Consider the following 21,071-nt stretch of genomic DNA (forward strand, 5'->3'; position numbering starts at 1 on the left):
ATTGATTGCTTACAAATTCAGCATAGGCGTGAATTTATGGACACGCTATAGTGTTTAGCATATTTATTTGGGAGAGCGTTATGAGTTTAGAATTATTAAAAAAATTGCGTACCTCAGTCGCATTGACGGGGTTGCTCGCTGGTGCATTGACGATCAGTGCCTGTCAGCAGCAATCAGAGCCAGAGTCAAGTATGGAAGATGGTGTCAATGCTGAAGAATCTGTACCAATGTCAGCTGAGCCTGCTGAGCCAAGTGATGTCGTTGTAAATACTGAAGATGCCTCACTTAATGAAGTAGAAGGTGATACGGTCGCATCGGTAAACAGCAGTGTGACGCAGGTATCGTATCTGTGCTCACCTGAGCTAAAAGTTGAAGCGACTTATAAAGAAGATGCCAATCAAGTGGTCGTTGCCACTGATATGGGAACAGTAACACTGAATCAGACCAATGAAGGCAGTAATCCAGAAGTGTTTGAAGTTGCCACAGGGTTAGATGGCGGTCAAGGGTTTACTCAGTGGCGTGTGGCGCATGAAGAACGCGAAACTGGTGTCATGCGTACAGCTGGAGAAGATGAGTCAACCGTAAATACGTTTGAATGTAATAAAGTATAAAATTTTGATTACTACGTACCACACAAAAAAAGCAACGCAAGATTAGCGTTGCTTTTTTTTGTCAGTGATTTATCTATGCTGATGATTAAATCACCAGTATCTCATTTATTTTGGTCGAGTAGCATTGGCTTCATGTGCCAAAAACCCTTCTTCAGTCACATCGAGCTCTTCATGTTTCAACTCTACTTGAATACTATCGGTATGAATATGGGTGCTCTTATTGACTTCAATTTCTTGAATGGCGTAGGTATCTTTAGTAATAGTTGCTACTTGGCGTGATAAAACGATTTCAATCGGATCATCGCCAACCTCTATTTGTTTACCATTGACGGTCACCACGGCTTTACTATCTAGTGAGGGTTCAACATGACGCAATATATCTCTGTCATCATAGTTACCTGACAGTAATTCTTGACTCTCTGCATCATGATACTCAGTGCGAATGGTAATGTATTCTTCTATAAGCTCAATAGGCACTTCAATGGTCTTGGTGCGGGCATGCTTGGTGACAGTCACTTTACCAACGTCTAGGCGCTCTTTATTGATGACAGGACGCTCTTCTAATAGCTCCAAATGCCCAACATTGGAGGTTTCATCAGCTAGTGTGCTTTTTTGGCTTTCCAAATCGTCTTGGTATAAGTTTTTTGTATGGTCAGTAGTCATTTTTATTTCCTTATAATTATAAAATGATGAATCGGGCAAAATGCAATGTTAACGAATGATATTGAATTTATTACTATCATTAATCATTACTATAATAACTCACGTCCCCATATTATCGATACAAAAAAGACCAGAGACATGCTCTGGCCTTAATCTGCTAAGTCAAAATGCTTAGCTACCTATTATTATCACATCTCATAATGAAATCACAATGTCATTAAAAGACGCAAAGTATCAGGGTATTACATACCACGAGCGCGGCGTACATCATCTGCTGTGATGTCATCACGGTCAACTAAGTTGCCTTCACGGTCGACCACATTACCGTCATTATTAACGTCTAGCTCTTCGCGCTGGATAGTCTCAACGATAGTTTCAGTATGACGCTCTGTTGTTTTACCAACATTAACTTCTTCAGACACATAAGTATCTTTACCGACACGAGCACGTTCTGCTTCTAGCTCAACTTCAACGGTATCATTAACGTCCATATCACCGATGCGGCGGTCTGTTGGGCGATCAACACTAGTGCGCTGAATATCAGCATGTTCTTCTTCTAGCTCAACCTCGACATTACGCTCTTCAGTCACAACATGTTTGCCAACTTTTACAAGACCTGCAACGATACGGTCTTTATTGACAGTTAAACGCTCTTCTAAAAGCTCTAGTGTGTTTGGTGCATCATAAGAATGGTCTGCGATGTCTACGCGCTCTTCAGCTGGAACGGTATCAGCAGTAAACGCTTGACGATCTTTTTCATATTGCTCTTTATAGCTGTACTGATAGTCGTGGTCATATACTTCCATGGCTTCTACCTGTGACTTGGTCAAGCTATCGAAGAAAACATCATCACCAACAATACGAGCAAGACCCGCTGGTACTAATACCTCTTTTGAGCTAAACCAGCCACCTGCATCAACGATTAGGTAACGAATACGGCCAGTAGTGTCTTCTACTAACGCACCTTCAATTTTACCGATTTTTTCTTCATTAACGCCGTAAGCAGTTTTGTCTGTTGGATCATAATAGTCATCACCGATTAGGTCACGATGAGTGGCTTGAATATCTTTTAAACGGATTAGTTGGCTCATTATTGTCTTCCTTTTTTATGAGTTAGTATTTGTAAAAATTATTTTATAAATGGATATTCTTAAAATTGCTGATGAATACTTATTTTAAATTCTAGGCAAAAATTACTTCAATAATCGAACTTCAATAAGTAAGTTAAGAGATAGGTCACAACATCTCTGCATCAACTTGTAGCCATCCTAACACTATGATTTTGGATGAAATACATGAGCAAGGTAGCAAAATGTGCGCTTGGGGTAATTACATGTAATAGGCTGTAAGTGGTATAACATAGGTGGGGTACAACTTAACGAGTCTTAACACAAAGAAATGTTTGAAGTTAACGTTGAATTAATAGACACAAAAAAACCGCAAAGCAATGAGCAATGCGGTTCTTGAACAAAAGATAAATACCAATAAATGCGTGAAGTTAAATGTTACGTATTATCTGAGCAACGACACGCTAGTATTATTTTTACTTAAGGAAGCTCAATAGCAACGGCAACTGCTTCGCCGCCACCAATACAAAGTGTCGCAACGCCTTTTTTGCCGCCGGTACGCTTGAGAGAATTGATGAGCGTCACTAGGATTCGTGCACCTGAACAGCCTACTGGATGACCAAGCGCACAAGCGCCGCCTTCAACGTTAACTTTGGCGTGGTCGATGTTTAGCTCGTCCATAGCCGCCATAGTGACCATCGCAAAAGCTTCGTTAATTTCCCATAGATCCACATCAGCGACTGACCAGCCAGCGTTTGCGAGTACTTTTTCGATGGCACCGATCGGAGCGATGGTGAATTCGCTTGGGTGACGAGAGTTTGAAGCAGTGGCAACGATGCGAGCTTGATAATCCAGACCTTCAGCCTTTGCTTGTGACTCTTTCATTACGACGACAGCAGCAGCACCGTCTGAGATTGAGCTGGCATTGGCTGCAGTGATCGTACCGTCTTTTGCAAATGCTGGGCGTAAGCTTGGGATACGATCAGCATTCGCTAGGCCTGGTTGCTCATCAGTATCGACTGTTTGCTCGCCTTTACGAGTTTCAAACGTCACAGGCTCAATTTCATCTTTGAAGTGATTGTCTTTGATAGCGGTTAGCGCGCGACTGAGTGATTCGATGGCAAACTCATCCATCTTTTCACGTGTATAGCCTTTTTTATCCGCCATTTCTTGAGCGAACATACCCATGAGCTTACCAGTCTCAGCATCTTCTAGGCCGTCTAAGAACATATGATCTTTGACTTCTTTGTGACCCATGCGGTAGCCACCACGCGACCCTGGCATCAGATACGGTGCATTGGTCATTGACTCCATACCACCAGCTACAGCAACATTGAAGCTACCAGCTTTGATGCCATCATGTGCTTGCATGACGGCTTTTAGACCTGAGCCGCATAGCTTGTTGATGGTGACCGCGCCAGTCGCGTCAGACAATCCAGCTTTGCGCATGGCTTGACGGGCAGGGCCTTGACCCAAACCTGCAGTCAAGATACAACCCATGATTACTTCATCAATATCATCGACACTAACGCCTGAGCGTTCGACAGCGGCTTTGATTGCAGCAGCGCCCAAATCGCTAGCACTCATGTCTTTTAGTACACCTTGGAAGCCGCCCATTGGTGTACGTGCGCCGTTTAAGATTACAATTGCATCATTTGACATCGTTATTATTCCTTATTTAAGTATTTTAAATGAAAGTGCCTCATAGAGAGGTAAGGGCTGGTTCGCTGTTACTCTTTATCAGTTAGCACTTGCCTGGTTCACTGATAAAGGGGGTGATAAGCGTGGCTTGCTAAAATTATGTTTTAAGCCAGCTCATCTAAGCGAATGCGTACTACTTTATCAGTAATGGTCTCTAATTTTTCAATTTTTTCGATAGCGAGATTCATCTGACTCTCGACCACAGGTAGGGTTAAGATAATGACAGGTACTTGACCCACTTTATGCGCAGGTTTCTGTAGAATGGCATCGATATTGATACCTGCATCGCTTAGGATGCGAGTGATGTCCGCTAAAACACCTGGGCTATCATAAGCATGTACACGTAAGTAGTAACCAGTAATCATCTGCTCAGCACGTAATATTGGTGTGTCTGAGAGTTGCTCAGGGATAAATGCTAAGTGCGGTACATGGTGTCCACGATTGTTTTGCTCGCTGCTGTTTTGCTCGTCGCCACTTTTGCTACCTAATACACGGACGAGATCCATGACGTCGGCCATCACTGCCGAAGCAGTAGCACCAGCACCAGCGCCATCACCGCAGTAGAGTGTTTGGCCAAGTGGATGTGAGTTGACCAATACCGCGTTTTTTACGCCGTTGACATTGGCAAGCAGTGCATCTTGTGGAATAAGCGTTGGATGGACACGCAACTCAACGCCAGCATCATCACTGTTGCCTTGACCATCACGGCGTACTGCAAATCCTAAATGTTTGATACGATAGCCAAGCTCTTCGGCGTAGTTGACATCTTGTAGTGTGATACCAGTGATGCCTTCACAGTAGACTTTGTCAAACTGTAGCGGGATACCAAAGGCAATCGAGGCAAGCAAGGCTAGTTTGTGCGCCGCATCGATGCCTTCCACATCAAAAGTTGGATCTGCTTCTGCATAACCCAGCTCTTGCGCCTCCTCTAGTACGTCGGCAAATGGGCGACCTTTGTCACGCATTTCGGTCATGATAAAGTTGCCAGTACCGTTAATGATACCTGCGAGCCAATCAATTTTATTGGCAGCAAGCGCTTCGCGCATCACTTTGATAATTGGAATGCCGCCTGCCACCGCTGCTTCATAAGCAACATGGACATTATTCTCTTCAGCAAAGGCAAAAATCTCATTACCGTGTTCAGCCAATAGCGCTTTATTTGCAGTTACGACATGCTTACCGTTTTTAATAGCTTGCATGATGACGTCTTTAGCCAAGGTCGTACCACCAATCACTTCGATAACGATATCGACATTGTCGCTTGCCGCAATTGCCATCAAGTCACTGTTTTGCATGATGCTGGTATCAATATCATCACGCTGACGGCGCGTACCCACTTCGGTAACAATAATATCGCGTCCACTACGGCGTTTTAGCTCATCTAAATTGTCATTGATTAGGTTGATCACACCTGTTCCGACGGTGCCTAAACCAAGTATCGCTAGTTTGATGGAATTGCTCACAGTATCCTCAAGAGGTTAAATATAATGAAGCGGGCATAACGCTGGGGCAATAGCAAATGAGTCTACGGCATGACACCGGCAGTCTATAGGCATTTTCTAGTGCTACTTTGCATACATACTTCATTATAGTTGAATAAAAAATGCTCAGATAAAAGGGTATTGCTAATTTTGCATCGCGCTTTATCGTATCATACCGACAAGCAGTTGTGACGTCTACACAATGTCGATAAGGTTATATAGGGTATAGATTATAGAATAACTATTGTGCTCATCTGTACTTGGCATACTCAGGTATTGCTCAAGCGGTGCTGTCTTATATTTAAATCCATTCATATAAACGGTAGATATTAGAATATATTAAAAATATCACATGTTAGGATTAAGTATTAGTTTGCACCGACAGCTTGCGCCAGTTGTGCTGCAGGTAAATAGCCACCTACTTGCTCGCCTGCTTCAGTAAAGATAGCAGGAGTACCGCGCACACCCAGTCTGGACCCTAGAGCCATATGCGCTTGCACAGGGGTAGCACAGCTAGGCGCTTGAACATTGGCACCCATTTTTGCTTGATTCATCGCTGCGTTACGATCCTGACTACACCAGATAGCTTCCATCTTTGGCACAGACTCTTGACTGCGTGGCCATGCGAGATATCGCACTTCGATACCGCGCGCATTGATATCATCCATTTCTGAATGTAGTTTACGGCAGTAGCCACAGTCGGCATCGGTAAAGGCATAGACGACCGCTTTGGTCTCACCTTTGGCTGGATAAATGATCATCTCTTTTTTATCCACGGCTTGTAACGCTTCTTGTGCAGTATTAGCTGCTAACGCTGCACTGATATCCACTGGCGTATCACCACCAACGGCGACGATCTGTCCTTGGATAATATGCTTACCCGACTTATCGGTAAAGAAAGAGGGTAGCCCTTCAGCAGTCACCCAATAAATACCATCCATATCTGTTGGTACCGCTGAGACGATCGTTTCTTCGATACCAGAGGCCTTTAGGTTTGCTTGTAATGCACTAACTACTGCAGAATCATTATCAGCTGACGCTTTGGCTGGTGCATCCTTGGTCTGCGCCGCGTTGACAACACTGGTATTACCGGTTGCATCCGCTGCATTGTTTGAGCAGCCAGCAGCAATACCTACTAGCAAGGCACTCATCACAAAACGAGATAGGGTAGTACGAGAGAAAAAATTATTCGTCGTGGTATTTTTGCTAATGGATGACGGCATATGGATTTCCTATAGGCATCGCGCCTAGACATGAGTTCGTTATATACAAAGCGTTGTGGATTACAATATATAGTAAGGTGTCTGTATAGTGTTTTAAAGATTTAATTTTACAGAAGTTTTTATAAATGATTGATAGTGAAGATAAGCGGTAAAATCGCTATATTAGCATATTTATGGATAATGACAGCTCAAATGCATCGTCTAATAAATGCAAATAATCCCAACTTTTAAGAATAGCTGACAACACAAATTCAAAAAATAAGATACATTTGTACTATGTAATATATGGCCGTGCCCTTGTAGTCTACTGCTAACAGCATTGTTATTATAAGAATTGTTTTTATAAGAACTCTAATAAAAAACTTTGTTTTAATGATTTCAGTAGTACTTACTTCAACAAATTTGCTTTAAGGAGCACACATGGCAGGTGCCAGTTTATTAACCTTACTTGATGATATCAGTGTGATATTGGATGACGTCTCCGTCATGACCAAAGTCGCTGCCAAAAAAACCGCTGGGGTATTGGGCGATGATTTGGCCTTGAATGCTGAGCAAGTTACTGGTGTCAAAGCCAACCGCGAGCTTCCCGTTGTCTGGGCAGTCGCTAAGGGCTCGTTCATCAATAAGCTCATTTTGGTACCAGCAGCGTTATTGATTAGTGCGATTTATCCACCGCTTGTCACGTTTTTATTGATGTGTGGTGGTCTATTTCTAGTTTATGAGGGGGCTGAAAAAGTTATACATCGGTTTTGGCCACATGCATTGCCACATGATGAAGAACAAAATGCTCGCCGAAAAGCCAATGCCGATGAAACAGTCGATTTAGTGGCATTTGAAAAAGAAAAAATCAAAGGGGCCATACGTACAGATTTTATCTTATCCGCTGAGATTATCGTGATTGCATTAGGCGCAACGGCAAGTGTTACTTTGCTAGAACGCAGTTTAGTACTATCTATTTTAGCAATTGGTATTACGATTGGTATTTATGGTTTGGTTGCTGGTATCGTCAAAATAGATGATGCAGGCCTACATCTGATGGAGCAAGAAAGCACGTTTAAGCAAAAAGTAGGTAAGGTGATGTTTGCCGCCGCGCCAAAGCTCATGAAGTTTTTATCCATTGCAGGGACGTTGGCTATGTTCTTAGTGGGTGGTGGTATCTTAGTACATGGTATTGGCTTTTTGCATCATGGTGTAGAGGATATCGCACATCTCACGGGTATTTTTGAAGGAGTAACAACCACCGTATTAAATGGTGTTATTGGTTTTATTATTGGTGCGGCAGTTGTGGCATTGCTTACTGTGATTGATAAAATTCGCGGCAAAGATGATAAGGCTTCTTCTACTCATTAAGCTGGTTTGTGGTTTTATCTTATGTCCAATTTTATTCTAAATAGATAATTAAACAAAAACCTATTAAAACAAAAGCCCCAAAGCTATTAGTAGCTTTGGGGCTTTTATATTTCTGCTTCTATATATTAGCTTTCGCTATCGGTATCATCAGACGCAAGCTTCTCAGCTTGGGTCGGTTTTTTATGATCCGTTTTGGGCTTGCGACTGCGTGCCTTTGGCACCTTCGGCGTCGTCAGGTTAAACATGCCGGTCTGTGGCAGCAATTGCTCAGCCACATTTTCGATCATGTTTTTATAGCTGGCGATGGTGGTCTTAGATTTAGCTGCCTGACTGTCATCTTTGCCCGTTTCTTTAGCAGATTCTTCTACTTTAGATTCGGTTGTTTGCTCAGCCTCTTCTGCATCAGACTTTTCTACATCTGCCTGTGTTGCATCAGCTTCCGTCATATTGGTTTCTTGTCCTTCAACGGCTTGATTTTCTACACGGTTAGCAGCTGATTGCGCTTGCTCGACTTCTAGCAATTTCTCACTATCAGCGCTGACATTATCTGCCTGTGCTTGATTCGCCAGTGCTGTCGCTTCAACGTTATGTGCATCCACTTCGCTATTGTTTTGCTTAGTATTTACTAGCGATGCTTCATTGCTCGAAGTCTGCTTTGTAGGAACACTCAACACAGCTGGCTCTTGGTAGTCAGGATGCTGACCGCGTGGATCATTGCTGGCACGCTTGCCAATGGCACGTGGTTCAACGGCGGTTTTGCCTTGAGCTACTGCAAATTGACTGACTGCTTGAGTCATCGCTGCGAAGCGTGCCAAGTAATCGGCTGCTAATGGCTGGTAGCCATAGTTGCTAAAGTCAAAGCGCTGACTGGCCACATTGTTGCTATGGTTGTCATCGACAGCATTCTCAACGTTGGTGCTATTATCTGCAGATTGCGCTTGCTCGTTATACAAGGCAATTGTCTCGATAAAGCAGCTGATAACACCGTTTTCTGTTAAGCGAGTTTGCGCGTCTGGCAGCGTCGCACGAATAAACTCACCAACGGTGCCACGTATCGCTGCTGCACTTACAGTAGTAGCTTCGACCTGAGGTGTTGCTTTTGCTTGCTGAGCACGTACCACACGTGGGTCGTTGCTAGCTTGACCAAACTTCTCAGCAGTCACGTAACGTTCACCAAACAGTGATTCGTGTGTTAACTCAAGTGCTGAGTTACTCATGCCTTTATCATTGGCACCACTGTCATTAGCTGGAACTTTTTTAGCTTCTTCAGCTTCGCTGACATTATCAGTGGTCTCAGCTTTCTGATGCTCGGGTTTGGCTTTGGCCTGATCTGAATCAGCCGTTTTTGTACTAACTGACTGACTGTCTACGTCGCCAGCAGAGGCTGGTTGGTCGCTAGAAGAGGTTGGTTGCGCTTGTTCTGACTGATTTTTATTATCAGTGCTCTGCTTACGATCAGGTGCATTGTTTTGCACCTTAGCGTTAGTAGTCGCCTCTTGGTTGTTTTGAGTCTGATTCTCAGACGTCTCTACCGTACCCTTTTTATTGTCACCTTTTTGGTCAGTATTTTTCTCACTGTTACTAGGCTTTTTGGCAGCTTGCTGAGTAGCGTAATCTTTTGTGCTCTCGTTCTTTGCCGTGCCGTTTGTTGAGCGTTGTTTATCGCTAGATTGAGGCTTAGCAGGCGTGGACTTGCTATCATCTAAAGATAAGTGCACAACTTCTGACGCCTTTAGCTTGGTCGGTGCTTCATTGACTTGTAGCACGACTTCATTAGGGTCCTGACTACGACGTGTGCCAGATTGGTTTTTACCATTGGCATCGTCGCTATTTTTATCATTTTGCTGCTTGTTTTGCTTAACATCGTCAGCCGTTAGCGTCTCACCGCGCTCTAGCTTTCCGCGTGAGCCACGTTGGCTATGCGATTTACGCTTAGCACGAACTTGTTCATCGGCTTTTTGGCCAGTTACGTTGTCTGCGTCATGACGATCGTTTGCTTTTTGGTTATTGTCTTGACGATTGCTGTTGTCTTGACGGTTATTACGATTGCGATCGTTCGTACGTCTGTTTTCCTGTTGACGCTTGTCTTGCTGTTGTTGGCCTTGCGTGTCAGACGATTTCTCATCAGCGCCGCTATTGGTATGGTTAGTCGTCTCGTCAGTCGCTTCTTTTCTTTGACGCGGCTTTGAGTTTCTTGACTTACGCGGCTTACGTCTTCTTCTGTCTTCGTTATTGCTGTCATCAGTATCGCTGTCGTTAGTACGGCGTGTTTGTTGACGATTAGCGTTGCTATCTGATGGTTGGTTGTCGTTTTTCTGATGATTGTTTTGTTGAGTTGGCTGCTCACTATTTGAAGCGGCACTATTCAATGCATTGCTATCAACTTGGCCAAATGAGCCTAAGCTTTGTGCGCCAGTATTTACCAAGGCCTCGATCGCTTCAGCGGCATCGCGACTACTGACACTAGGCGTGGTGGTGGCTTGCGGTGCTTGCGCAAACAGATTTGATAACCAAGCGACTGCTTTTGGTTGAGCAGTGGCTTCCACATTTTGAGTCTGCGCTGCGACTGGCGCTGCAACGTTTTTAGGTTGACTGGCTTGTGGTGCGCGCGCTGGCGCAGCGTCATTAGCATTTTTATGATTACGGCGATCATTGCTATGATTGACGGTATCGTTCTGCGTAGCTGTGCTCTGCTTGTTGTTATCATTTGATGGTTTACGAGGCTGGCGAGTAGGCTGCTGCTCAGGGCGCTCTTTTTCAGCCGTTTGCCAGTCGACATTGTAGCCAAGGTCACTGTGCTCTTGTTGCTGAGTATCAGTGATACGCTCGTAGCTCGATGGGGCAAAGCCGTCGCGGTTAAAGTGCAGCTTAAAGTTTGGTGACTCTAAATGGGCGTGCGGCAAAATCGTGATACGCGTGCCACTGTCTTGCTCAAGATAAACCAAGCTGTCACGCTTTTCATTTAGCAAAAATGCTGCGATGTCGGTTGGAACTTCCGCCTGTACTTCACCTTGGCGTTCTTTGAGCGCAATTTGTTCAATTTGACGCATAATAGAGAGCGACAATGAACGCAGGTCACGAATCATACCGTTACCATGGCAACGTGGGCAGATATAACCAGTTGATTCTTCTAATGATGGACGTAGACGCTGACGGCTCATTTCCATCAGACCAAATTTAGAGATATCACCAAACTGGACGCGAGCACGATCGTATTTGGTCGCATCAATTAGACGCTTTTCTACTTCCTTTTGATGCTTATTGTCATTCATGTCAATAAAGTCAATAACGATCAAACCACCCATATCACGCAAACGCAGCTGACGGGCAATCTCGTCGGCCGCTTCTAGGTTGGTATGATAAGCAGTCTCAGCAACGTCTGAACCTTTAGTCGACTTAGCTGAGTTGATGTCGATAGAGACCAATGCTTCTGTTTGGTCGATGACGATTGAGCCACCTGATGGTAGACGCACCTCACGCTGATAGGCCGTTTCGATTTGTTTTTCGATATTAAAGCGCGAAAACATTGGTTCATAATCGGTATATTTGCGTAGCTTTTCGGCTTGTTTTGGCATCACTGCATCAATAAAGCCTGCTGCTTCAATATAAGCGTTTTCGTTATCAATCCAAATCTCAGCGATATCATCACGCAAATAGTCGCGGACAGCACGGGTAACGACACCTGCTTCTTGATGGACGAGGCGTGGTGAAGGGTACTTTTGGTTTTGTTCTTGGATGGCCTGCCAGATATTAAGCAAATGGTTAAGGTCATGTTGCAAGTCTTCTTGCGTCTTGCCGATACCCGCGGTACGAATGATAACGCTCATGCCTTTTGGCAAATCAAGATTGCTCAGCATACGTTTCATGTCTTCGCGCAGCTTGCCTGAGATTTGACGTGAGATACCGCCGCCACGAGGGTTGTTTGGCATAAGTACCAGATAGCGACCAGCCAAAGAGACATAAGTCGATAGGGCAGCGCCTTTGTTACCGCGCTCTTCTTTTTCGACTTGGACGATGAGCTCATCGCCTTCTTTAATCAGTTTTTTGATGTTTTCATCACGTGGGTTACCGCTTAGGTATTCGGCAGAGATTTCACGAATCGGCAAAAAACCTTGGCGCTGAGAGCCGTATTCGACAAATACCGCTTCGAGCGATGGCTCAACACGGGTTACATGGCCTTTATAAATGTTAGATTTTTTTTGCTCGCGGGTACGATTTTCTAGGTCGAAATCGTATAGATGATTGCCTGTACATAAGGCGACACGAATCTCTTCGTTTTGAGTTGCGTTGATCAAAATGCGTTTCATATTTATATCCTATGAGTACGCATAACAACGATGAGACAGTCTTTAAAAGATAGTGGCAAGTGTGGCTAATATGACATTAGCATTTGTAGATATCAGTGAACGGTCGAACGTAAATCGTGGGTTTCGTAAAGCACGTGGGCTTTTTCAATGGCTCTTTTACCTGAACTTATGAGCGGTGCTCACATTAATATAAATAAAATAGGGCGTAAGGCTATGATACTTATATTCTATTATCAATAAACTTGGTACATATATGAATATGTCAGCGAATAAAAACTCTCTTAATGTCAGTACGTTCTATTGGTAGTGATGTTGGCGCACGTTGTAAGCGTGGGCGACGGTCAGTTACGGGTCTAAAAAATACTGATATTAAAAAGGCATATTGCGGTAGCCATTCATCCTTCAAAGTCTAACAATAATATCGCGGTCGTGATTGCTACTATATATCGTAGCGTCATCAGTCAGCGGTTATCTATTCAGGCAAAGCGATTGGTTACTCTTTATTTATCGTTCTTTATATATCGTCAATAATATCTTGGGTGTCTCAAGGTTAGGTATCACAGCTTTGGTTATCAGCGGGGCGTACTTGGCAAACAGAGTAATGGACCAGCTTGTCAGCATGGTATCGTATTTACCTCTTTATCGTCATCTGTTTGACCACCAATACTCAGGCAGCTATCGAACTATTTTTCGATCCTAACGCTAACCGACCCATACTTGCTCAACTATGCTGTCATAAAGGACCATCAGATAAGTAATCATTAAATAATAAATAGTTATCAAAAAAAGTCGTTGTCATGCAGTTAGTGAGTCAATGTGGTGTTGTCATCCGTTAATAAATAGACTGATCGTCAAAGTTATTAACGCGATGGTATTTAGTGTCACTATTTGTTTTATGGTACCGAGTAAAATTCGATACAGTGTTTTAATTTATAGGGCTGTGTTTGGTAACGAATACCTTTAAATGCTAATGCCTCTAAACGACTGGCCCTACAATTAGATGAAACGTTTCATAGCAGCAGGGTAAATAGCATTGACCTCTTTACTAGCAATCAGTAAATACTGGAAAGTAATAAAACGGTGACCAGCTATCTGAAACAACAATGATTATTGCTGTCGCCTCTGCTTAATTGTCGCTCAACATGCTAAACTATAACAAATCTTTGTGTAAATACCTAACTAAAAATGACAAACTCAAAAATGACTGACGACGCTCCTACCCATGAAGCCCCTGCTATTTTCAATAGTAAAACCCGCCCACAAAGCGCTGACGATGAGATTAGCAACTTCGGCAAGGTAAACTACCTTGAAGTGACGCGACATCAACATGACCAGCGTTTGGATAACTTTTTGCTCAATCGTTTGAAGGGTTTGCCAAAATCGCACATCTATAAAATGATTCGCTCAGATGAAGTGCGCGTCAACAATAAACGCTGTAAGGCACATGATAGATTGCAGCGTGAAGACGTCGTGCGTATCGCACCTGTGGAGCTAGCAACGCGCGAAAAACCCATCATCAGTGCTGAGTTTGCTAAAAGCTTGCTCGCCCGCGTGGTCTATGAAGATGAAGGCTTGATCGTACTAAACAAGCCTTTTGGTATTGCAGTGCATGGCGGTAGTGGTTTGGACTTTGGGGTCATCGAAGCCATGCGTGAAGTGACGGGTAAAAAGTATCTAGAGCTGATTCACCGCATCGACAAAGATACCTCAGGGCTGTTGATGATTTCCAAAAAACGCTCAACACTCAAAGTATTGCAGCAGCACTTAGTAGATAAAACCATTCAAAAGCACTATCTATGCCTTGCCAAAGGACAGCCTGCACTGAATGAGCAACGTATCAATGCACCATTATTGCGTTATACACTTGCTAGCGGCGAACGCCGTGTCAAAGTAGACGCACAAGACCTACAAGCGAAAGAAAGCCAAACAGACATCATCGTTCATGAGCGTTTTATGATTAATGGTCAGCCAGTAAGCCTCATCGAAGCCAAGCCATTAACCGGACGCACGCATCAAATCCGTGTGCATTTGGCTCATATTGGTCATGCTATCTTGGGTGATGATAAGTATAACGTGCATGATAAATCAGGCGTTCATCGTCTGTGTCTCCACGCGTGGCGCTTAGATATTCCGGGTTATGACGCTATTACTGCACCATTGCCAGACGACATGGCGGATTGGCTACCAGAGACAGCCAAGTTGCCTGAATAAGTCTAAATATGATCATTTTGGTCTAAAAATGTAGACCTTTATAGAAACATGAAAACGTCACGATACCTTATTTAATCAATAAGCCGCCGTGACGTTTTCGTATCTGCTACTTACTATTATTATTCGTTAAGGTGAATCCATGACTGCATTGTTTACCACTGATACGCCAAAACTTACTCAACACTCTCAGCCAGCAGATGAGCATCGTCTATCTGATAAGACACTAATTATTTTTGACTGGGACGGCACGCTGATGGATTCTATCGGCTTAATTGTGGATTCTATGCATGTGGCTGGAGAGGCACATGGATTTAAGACGACTGATAAAGCGGTGAAAGACATCATTGGTCTGAGTTTAATGAATGGTATCGAGATTTTATATCCTTATGCAGATGAGTCGCAGACGCTCGCCATTCAGCAGACTTATGCAGAGTACTATATTGCTAATAGCCACTGCACGCCACTCTTTGAGCCGATAGAGGATATGTTGCAGACTCTGCAGGAGCAGGGCAAAAAGCTTGCTGTTGCAACTGGTAAAAAAAGAAAAGGGCTAGATCGTGTATTGGATGCCTCTGACAGTCACGATTATTTTGTCATGACACGCTGTGCTGATGAGTCAGGCTCAAAGCCTGATCCGCAGATGTTGACTGATATCTTGGATTACACGCAGCAGCAAATATCTGATGCCGTGTTCATCGGTGACAGTATCTATGATATTCAAATGGCAACCAAGCTTGGCATGACCAGTATCGCGGTCAACTATGGCACGGCAACAAGTGCAGAGCTTGCAGAGCAAAATCCGACATACCAGGTTGACACGCCGCAAGCATTGGCTAAGCTATTGTGTGCTTAAATAAAAGCCTTTTTAGCCTATATAAAAAAGGGTTCATCGATATTAACGATAAACCCCTTTTTTTATTTGAGACTATAATTTCTATTTACTTTCTTCTTGACTGCTTTCTTTTTCAATGGCGTCTTCTAACTCATCGCCTTCTAATAACGCAAAAGACGATTCAATGATTTTGTCATTATCCAGTTGATAATCGTACCATCTACCCATGACACCAGCCAGCTCATCCAGACCTTCTTTTCTCAAGGCTGAAAATAACTGGATAGTACAGTTTAAGCCGAGTTTTTTGAGTCTTTTGCGGGTATTGAGTAGGGCGTTTTTAGAGGCACCATACTTAAGCTTATCCGCTTTAGTCAGCAAGATGTGTACGGGTAGGTCACCATCTTTTGCCCAATGCAGCATCTGCTCGTCAAAAAACTTGAGTGGGTGACGAATGTCCGTCATCAGCACTAGGCCAGCAAGGCTTGAGCGCGATACTAGATACTCTTCTAGCTCGACCTGCCATTCTTTTTTCATCTCAAGTGGTACAGCGGCATAGCCGTAACCTGGCAAATCAACCAATCGTCTATCAGGGTTACCGATACTAAAAAAGTTAATCATTTGCGTGCGTCCAGGCGTTTTGGACGAGCGTGCAAGCTGGCGCTGATTGGTCAAAGCGTTGATGGCTGAGGATTTACCAGCGTTCGAGCGTCCTGCAAAGGCAACTTCTAATCCCATATCAGGTGGGCAAAGCTTAAAGGTGGGCGCTGAGGTCATAAATTCAGTCTGCTGAATTTTCTGACGGGATTTGGTGTTGAACAGCGCATGTTCGGCAGCAACATCGGTAAACGGGGTATTCATAAATGGCTCATTAATCTTAAAAAATTAGATACGGGTATAAAATTCTGGTTAGCTGGTGGGTTGGCTTAAGCCATGACTTCAATTTAGCAAATATGCAAAAAGTGGTAAGAGGCTCTGCTTCATCAGCGCTTACACCTTGTAAAGTTAGCGATTTGATATTATCCGCTATTTTATACTATTGCCTGTCTTACTTATTGAAATAACTGCGATTAGCATCATATAAATAGTAGGATAACATTAAAGTTAATTGTTGATTAGAATAAGTTTTTAGTGTTAACAAAGCTGAATATAATTTATCTATGTTCGCATGACATATATTGTTACAATGTTTAATAAAAGACATTTAACAGAACGATTGATGTGACACGTGAAATCTCACGAGGAGGTGCTCTATGTTTTCAATCAATAGACTTCTTAGTAAGGGCTATCATGCTCTAACAGTTGGCAGTGCTGCCTTATTGCTAAGTGGCATCATGATCAGTAGCGCAGGTGCGGCTGATATTTCTACTACTTATGATAACTCATGTGCAGCCTGTCATGATAGTGGCGCACTAAATGCTATCAAAAAAGGCGATAGTGCCAAATGGCAGAAACTTATTGAGCAAAAGGGCATGCCGGCACTCATTAAATCTGTCAAAAGTGGCATGATTCAAATGCCTGCAGGCGGTCTTTGTAATACCTGTAGCGATGATGACTACCGCAAGCTTATTGAGTATATGAGCAAGTAGTCCATTTAGACATGAAGCTTGAAGCGATAAGTAAGATAGAGCGCTGGGTTTACAACCTGAATGCGCTTTTTATTTTTGCCCTATACTTTAGGCTATGCTCATCAGAAAACTGATGAATACTACGATTAAGTAGGCAAATGATACAAAGTCTTGCTATAATAATCGAAAATAAACCCTGATGTTAGTAAGTACTTTCAGACTGCTTGTGTCCAAGACCTCAAAATATATGCCACGCCTATGATTAAAGAGGCGACTATATTAGGTATCTTATCCGTGCAATCACTCTAAATAATGCTTACGCCGAGCTAGTAGGATTTGTATCAATGAAAAAGTTAATCGCTGCTGCCAGCTTATGCGTTGCAAGTTTCAGCGTACAAGCTGCTATTATTGTTCCTGAGTATGACGTCGATGCAGGTCAGAAAATTGCAGAAACCGTTTGTGCTGCTTGTCATGGTCTTAATGGGGTCAGTATTGTTCCTGCGCAGCCAAACCTTGGCGGCCAAAATGTAAAATATCTTTATAAACAGTTAGTTAACTTTAAAGCAGGCTATCGCAAAAACGGTGTCATGCAGTCACAGGTTGCTAACTTGTCTCAGCAAGATCTAGCCAACGTGGCAGGTTACTACTCTAGCCAAGCGCCTTGGGGTGTTGGATACGGCAACCCTGCAACGAACCAAGAAGCCACCAAATTATTCTTGGGTGGCGATAAGTCACGCGGTGTGATTGGTTGTGCTGGTTGTCATGGTCCGGATGCTGCAGGTAACCCTTGGGCAGCGTTTCCAAAATTAGGCGGACAGCATGCCCAATACATTGCCACTCAGCTAAAACTATTCCGTGCCGCTGGACGTGCTGATGATATCGATAGCGATGATCAAAAACGTGTCAATGATGCTGCGAAAGAAGGTGAGATGGGTATGATGCAAACCGTTGCATCGAAATTATCAGATCGTGACATTCGTATCTTGTCAGACTATGTGAGTGCTATTCACTAATTAAACGGCACTGATGATCACTATCTGATACGCACGTTGTAGATAGAATTATTGAGCACCTTGCACATATTGATCATGTCTGAACTACTAAACCCCGATTTCGGGGTTTTTTTATAACTGTTTGTCCCTTATATTGAAAAGACAGTGTACAGCTGAATTGCTTTACAGAGGTAACTCATTGCTCTGTATAATTATAAATTACCGTTATTCACTTTATACCATACTCAAAAATGCGATTAGCTGTATCGAACTCGTTTTGCTTGCTACTGTCGTTTTTGTGAATGGTATTAGATCGTTTGGATTGAGATTATGATGATCCGTTATGCTTCTTATTTTATCGCGGTATTGTTACCGTTGTTATTATTTCGCTGGTTTGCCCCTGCTTCAATCGGTGAGATCGATTTTTGGTTATTATGGCTGCTAGCAATGGTGTTGGTCGCGTTGCCAGTTGTTTATGCTGAGATAGCTTTGGCTTATCGTAGTGTCGAGGGACCTTTGGCCGGTATGCAAAAGCTCACTCGCGAATCAGATGCAAGCCCAATATGGCGAAGCTTTGGTTGGCTGGCTGCATTGGTTTCTATTGTGATTGCAGCATTGATCATATCAGGTGCCAGTACAGGGATATTAACCGCTTTGACTGAGCTTAATAGTACCCCTGATGTACCAAGTTTTGCGGTTGCCGCAGGGTTGATGGTTATTACTGTGCTATTAAGTCTGCTTGGCGTTGCGCCTTTGCCTATTGGCCTCGGATTGATGGTCGTTGGATTAATATTGGGCATCGCAAATGGTGTGCCTAATATTAGTTTTGCTATGACCGATATCAGCTTGGTTGAATGGGCGCGGGCAGTGGCGCTAGCATTGGTCAGTGTTGGTGCGGGTACAGGGTTGTACTGGTTCGGGCAAAACTTGGTCAGTAGGCAGACGGTCACTGCCGTGGAAGCAAGCAGCCAACAAGCACAAAGTAGGGCTGCTCGTGATTATCGTGCCACTAAATTGGTATTACCAATTTGGATTTTGCAGGTATTGGTAGGGGTTGTCGCGTTATTTATTAGTGGTATGTCGTTACCACCGATTGGACAACTACTCTATTGGGCTGGCGTACTATTCGTCGTTAGCTATTTGCTGCATTACAGTACTCAGCAGTTAGCGCATAAGTTTGGGCTGTTAGTCAGCTTGATAATAACTTTTGTTTTAGCATTGCTACTGGTGGTTGCGATTCCGACGACTTGGCTGGTAGGCATTCTAGTTATAGTGAGTAGCATAGCGGTACTACTATTATCGGTATTTGCAGGATGGCAGATGAAGATCAGTCATTTACGCAAATCATTGAACTTTAGCAGCGAAGCATTCTATAACTTATGGCGAGTCGCGATACGTCTTGTCGTACCGCTGGCATTGCTATTGGCGTTAATAGGTTGGGTGATACAGTGGTTGAGCTAATAGGTGATGTCAGTAAGCATAGTAATAGTAATGCGCTGCAATCGGAGTTAATGACAGTCTATCTGGCGTATGCGGAAGATGAGCAGCGCCAGCATTATCTGGTGTTAGAGGTTAGCCAAGGTACGAGTCTGTATGAGGCACTAGGCAAAGCTGGCTGGCTTGAAAGGTTTGCAGCGCTGGCAAAATGGTGTGAGCAAGCAGTAAACGTTACAACGCCAACCGCTAAACGTTGGCATGTGGGCATCTATGCACAAAAACAGCCGCTGAATTATCTATTGCAGCCTTTTGACCGTATCGAGGTATATCGCAGTTTAAGCGCTGATCCAATGTCTCAGCGCAAAAATAAATCTCGCGGTTAAGTTATTATTAATTTTAACTGTTAGTCATTCGAGCTGATAAATCGTACGGATTACGATGCTGGCAAGCTCTCGATACCTTCGATGCGAGTGACCAAACCATTATCATCAAAGTAAACAACTAAGTGTTGGCTTGCATTTTTGACATCAGCAATGCCTTTACGGCGGCCTTCGGTACCTGCTTGGTAATCGTAAATGTAATCCCAGCGCTTAGGCTCAAGGGTATCTCTAATCGCAGGACTGCCAAGGATATAAAGTACTTGGTTCTGATTCATCCCTACTTTTAGTTTTTGTGCTTGGGTTTGAGTAATCGCTGTGCCTTGAGGCAAATCAATCTTATAAACGCTCAATAGTGAGCAGCCAGACATAGCGACAGTAGCGCTCAGCATACTGGTGATAACAATGTTACGTAGTACGCTGGCATGGCTTAACGGACGAAAATTTAATGTCTTTATCATGGTAAGATGACTCATAAGAAATGAATTAGGCGCGGCCAAAGTTAGATGGTGCGAGTCTGACCGACAATCTTGGACAAATGATACGTCATTTACTTGCAATTGCCTACCACTTACGACATTATTTACCAAACACCACCTGAATGGTTTTATTATTTATATTTTAAATTCATAGGCTTGCACTGCGGTTATTCAGGGAATTATAAAGCAGTCCGTCACCTCATCAGCACTGTTTTGAGGGTGTTAAAACCACTTATATTTAATAAAGAATAATCAGCAACGATTATTTATCTCATATTTTTTAGTTTTTCATTTGCTAAGACTGTCACAGTCAGAAGGGATATTATGGCTTCTTTTACCAATTTTTACCAATCAAGATTTACGTAGAGCAGGATTGAAAGTTACGTTGCCTCGTATTAAGATTTTAGAGCTGCTAGAAAGCGCCGAGTTACACCACATGAGTGCAGAAGAAATATACAAGGCGCTCATCGAACAAGGTGAAGATGTTGGTCTTGCCACGGTCTATCGTGTACTCACCCAATTTGAGCAGGCGGGCATTGTAGAGCGTCATAACTTTGAAAATAACTTGTCAGTGTTTGAAATTACCCAAGAAGAGCATCACGACCATCTGGTCTGTGATGTTTGTGGCAAAATCATTGAATTCCATAATGAGATGATCGAGGAAGAGCAGCTGAAAGTCGCAGAAAAGCACGGCTTTAAACTATCGGGTCACTCGTTAGTCTTATATGGTATCTGTGCTGACCAAGCTTGCAGAGACAGTGCTAAGTAAAGACCT

17 protein-coding genes are annotated in these 21,071 nt (G+C 43.4%); 9 read left to right on the plus strand and 8 right to left on the minus strand.

All coding sequences use genetic code 11. The features are described from left to right. Positions 1-80 precede the first annotated feature (80 nt). The gene (locus tag BLR43_RS00625) at positions 81-611 is read left to right on the plus strand and encodes a hypothetical protein (RefSeq protein WP_058025673.1); all 531 of its coding nucleotides are present in this window, start codon (positions 81-83) and stop codon (positions 609-611) included. 105 nt (positions 612-716) lie between these two features. Here BLR43_RS00625 and BLR43_RS00630 read toward each other — a convergent pair whose 3' ends face one another. From BLR43_RS00630 to BLR43_RS00650, 5 genes are all read right to left on the minus strand, one after another. Then, positions 717-1,274, minus strand: coding sequence for a YsnF/AvaK domain-containing protein (locus BLR43_RS00630; RefSeq protein ID WP_093067527.1), 558 nt, complete (start codon positions 1,272-1,274; stop codon positions 717-719). A gap of 242 nt (positions 1,275-1,516) precedes the next feature. Continuing rightward, entirely contained in the window at positions 1,517-2,365 is an 849-nt protein-coding gene (locus BLR43_RS00635; protein WP_093067530.1) for a DUF2382 domain-containing protein, read from the minus strand. Positions 2,366-2,821: 456 nt separating this feature from the next. Further along, positions 2,822-4,003 carry a thiolase family protein gene (locus BLR43_RS00640; RefSeq protein ID WP_071002379.1) on the minus strand — a complete coding sequence of 394 codons (1,182 nt, stop codon included), beginning with the start codon at positions 4,001-4,003 and terminating at the stop codon, positions 2,822-2,824. Between the two features lie 143 nt (positions 4,004-4,146). Further along, on the minus strand, positions 4,147-5,505 hold the full coding sequence (locus BLR43_RS00645; RefSeq protein WP_093067533.1) for a homoserine dehydrogenase: 1,359 nt from the start codon (positions 5,503-5,505) through the stop codon (positions 4,147-4,149). 386 nt (positions 5,506-5,891) lie between these two features. Then, positions 5,892-6,746: a DsbC family protein gene (locus BLR43_RS00650; protein ID WP_093067537.1), complete on the minus strand. Its 855-nt coding sequence runs from the start codon at positions 6,744-6,746 to the stop codon at positions 5,892-5,894. 420 nt (positions 6,747-7,166) lie between these two features. On the opposite strand from BLR43_RS00650, the gene BLR43_RS00655 reads away from it, so the two are divergent. Beyond that, the gene (locus BLR43_RS00655; protein ID WP_093067542.1) at positions 7,167-8,096 is read left to right on the plus strand and encodes a DUF808 domain-containing protein; all 930 of its coding nucleotides are present in this window, start codon (positions 7,167-7,169) and stop codon (positions 8,094-8,096) included. 125 nt (positions 8,097-8,221) lie between these two features. On the opposite strand, the gene BLR43_RS00660 is transcribed toward BLR43_RS00655, so the two are convergent. After that, complete coding sequence (locus tag BLR43_RS00660; protein ID WP_093067546.1) at positions 8,222-12,403, minus strand: Rne/Rng family ribonuclease; 4,182 nt, start codon at positions 12,401-12,403, stop codon at positions 8,222-8,224. A 1,200-nt stretch (positions 12,404-13,603) separates the two neighbouring features. Between BLR43_RS00660 and BLR43_RS00665 the strand changes: the two genes are divergently transcribed. Then, complete coding sequence (locus BLR43_RS00665) at positions 13,604-14,614, plus strand: RluA family pseudouridine synthase (protein WP_093067550.1); 1,011 nt, start codon at positions 13,604-13,606, stop codon at positions 14,612-14,614. Positions 14,615-14,753: 139 nt separating this feature from the next. Continuing rightward, positions 14,754-15,467, plus strand: coding sequence for an HAD family hydrolase (locus tag BLR43_RS00670; protein ID WP_093067554.1), 714 nt, complete (start codon positions 14,754-14,756; stop codon positions 15,465-15,467). 81 nt (positions 15,468-15,548) lie between these two features. On the opposite strand, the gene yihA is transcribed toward BLR43_RS00670, so the two are convergent. Beyond that, the gene (gene yihA, locus BLR43_RS00675) at positions 15,549-16,304 is read right to left on the minus strand and encodes a ribosome biogenesis GTP-binding protein YihA/YsxC (RefSeq protein ID WP_058024225.1); all 756 of its coding nucleotides are present in this window, start codon (positions 16,302-16,304) and stop codon (positions 15,549-15,551) included. Positions 16,305-16,696: 392 nt separating this feature from the next. On the opposite strand from yihA, the gene BLR43_RS00680 reads away from it, so the two are divergent. The 4 genes from BLR43_RS00680 to BLR43_RS00695 all read left to right on the plus strand — a co-directional run bounded on the left by BLR43_RS00680 (position 16,697) and on the right by BLR43_RS00695 (position 19,823). Beyond that, the gene (locus BLR43_RS00680) at positions 16,697-17,032 is read left to right on the plus strand and encodes a c-type cytochrome (RefSeq protein ID WP_093067558.1); all 336 of its coding nucleotides are present in this window, start codon (positions 16,697-16,699) and stop codon (positions 17,030-17,032) included. A 323-nt stretch (positions 17,033-17,355) separates the two neighbouring features. Further along, on the plus strand, positions 17,356-18,024 hold the full coding sequence (locus tag BLR43_RS00685; RefSeq protein WP_093067562.1) for a c-type cytochrome: 669 nt from the start codon (positions 17,356-17,358) through the stop codon (positions 18,022-18,024). A 309-nt stretch (positions 18,025-18,333) separates the two neighbouring features. After that, positions 18,334-19,464 (plus strand): hypothetical protein, encoded by a 1,131-nt coding sequence (locus BLR43_RS00690; protein WP_093067566.1) that lies wholly within the window; start codon positions 18,334-18,336, stop codon positions 19,462-19,464. Further along, positions 19,452-19,823 carry an RnfH family protein gene (locus tag BLR43_RS00695; RefSeq protein WP_227674178.1) on the plus strand — a complete coding sequence of 124 codons (372 nt, stop codon included), beginning with the start codon at positions 19,452-19,454 and terminating at the stop codon, positions 19,821-19,823. Before BLR43_RS00690 ends, BLR43_RS00695 begins: the two co-directional genes overlap by 13 nt. Before the next feature lie 50 nt (positions 19,824-19,873). On the opposite strand, the gene BLR43_RS00700 is transcribed toward BLR43_RS00695, so the two are convergent. After that, the gene (locus BLR43_RS00700) at positions 19,874-20,293 is read right to left on the minus strand and encodes an outer membrane protein assembly factor BamE (protein WP_058024230.1); all 420 of its coding nucleotides are present in this window, start codon (positions 20,291-20,293) and stop codon (positions 19,874-19,876) included. A gap of 322 nt (positions 20,294-20,615) precedes the next feature. Here BLR43_RS00700 and fur point away from each other — a divergent pair, with 322 nt between their 5' ends. After that, positions 20,616-21,065, plus strand: coding sequence for a ferric iron uptake transcriptional regulator (gene fur / locus BLR43_RS00705; RefSeq protein WP_093067937.1), 450 nt, complete (start codon positions 20,616-20,618; stop codon positions 21,063-21,065). Positions 21,066-21,071 lie beyond the last annotated feature (6 nt).

This window comes from Psychrobacter pacificensis, from assembly GCF_900101915.1.
Lineage (GTDB): Bacteria > Pseudomonadota > Gammaproteobacteria > Pseudomonadales > Moraxellaceae > Psychrobacter > Psychrobacter pacificensis.